This is a genomic window from Escherichia sp. WS1451, assembly GCF_046487365.1.
GTDB classification, from domain to species: domain Bacteria; phylum Pseudomonadota; class Gammaproteobacteria; order Enterobacterales; family Enterobacteriaceae; genus Escherichia; species Escherichia coli.
The window spans coordinates 1-1,189 of sequence record NZ_JBJQJP010000066.1; the positions used below are offsets into that span (position 1 = coordinate 1).

General features: G+C 52.6%; 1 rRNA gene. It reads right to left on the bottom strand.

What is annotated here, in order from left to right:
* Positions 1–1,169, bottom strand: a 23S ribosomal RNA gene (locus tag ACJHX7_RS26155); the annotation flags it as partial.
* Between the last annotated feature and the right edge of the window lie 20 nt (positions 1,170–1,189).

Sequence of the window (1,189 nt, forward strand, 5' to 3'; positions counted from 1 at the left end):
GTCGCTGCCGCAGCTTCGGTGCATGGTTTAGCCCCGTTACATCTTCCGCGCAGGCCGACTCGACCAGTGAGCTATTACGCTTTCTTTAAATGATGGCTGCTTCTAAGCCAACATCCTGGCTGTCTGGGCCTTCCCACATCGTTTCCCACTTAACCATGACTTTGGGACCTTAGCTGGCGGTCTGGGTTGTTTCCCTCTTCACGACGGACGTTAGCACCCGCCGTGTGTCTCCCGTGATAACATTCTCCGGTATTCGCAGTTTGCATCGGGTTGGTAAGTCGGGATGACCCCCTTGCCGAAACAGTGCTCTACCCCCGGAGATGAATTCACGAGGCGCTACCTAAATAGCTTTCGGGGAGAACCAGCTATCTCCCGGTTTGATTGGCCTTTCACCCCCAGCCACAAGTCATCCGCTAATTTTTCAACATTAGTCGGTTCGGTCCTCCAGTTAGTGTTACCCAACCTTCAACCTGCCCATGGCTAGATCACCGGGTTTCGGGTCTATACCCTGCAACTTAACGCCCAGTTAAGACTCGGTTTCCCTTCGGCTCCCCTATTCGGTTAACCTTGCTACAGAATATAAGTCGCTGACCCATTATACAAAAGGTACGCAGTCACCCCATTAAGAGGCTCCCACTGCTTGTACGTACACGGTTTCAGGTTCTTTTTCACTCCCCTCGCCGGGGTTCTTTTCGCCTTTCCCTCACGGTACTGGTTCACTATCGGTCAGTCAGGAGTATTTAGCCTTGGAGGATGGTCCCCCCATATTCAGACAGGATACCACGTGTCCCGCCCTACTCATCGAGCTCACAGTATGTGCATTTTTGTGTACGGGGCTGTCACCCTGTATCGCGCGCCTTTCCAGACGCTTCCACTAACACACACACTGATTCAGGCTCTGGGCTGCTCCCCGTTCGCTCGCCGCTACTGGGGGAATCTCGGTTGATTTCTTTTCCTCGGGGTACTTAGATGTTTCAGTTCCCCCGGTTCGCCTCATTAACCTATGGATTCAGTTAATGATAGTGTGACGAATCACACTGGGTTTCCCCATTCGGAAATCGCCGGTTATAACGGTTCATATCACCTTACCGACGCTTATCGCAGATTAGCACGTCCTTCATCGCCTCTGACTGCCAGGGCATCCACCGTGTACGCTTAGTCGCTTAACCTCACAACCCGAAGATGTTTC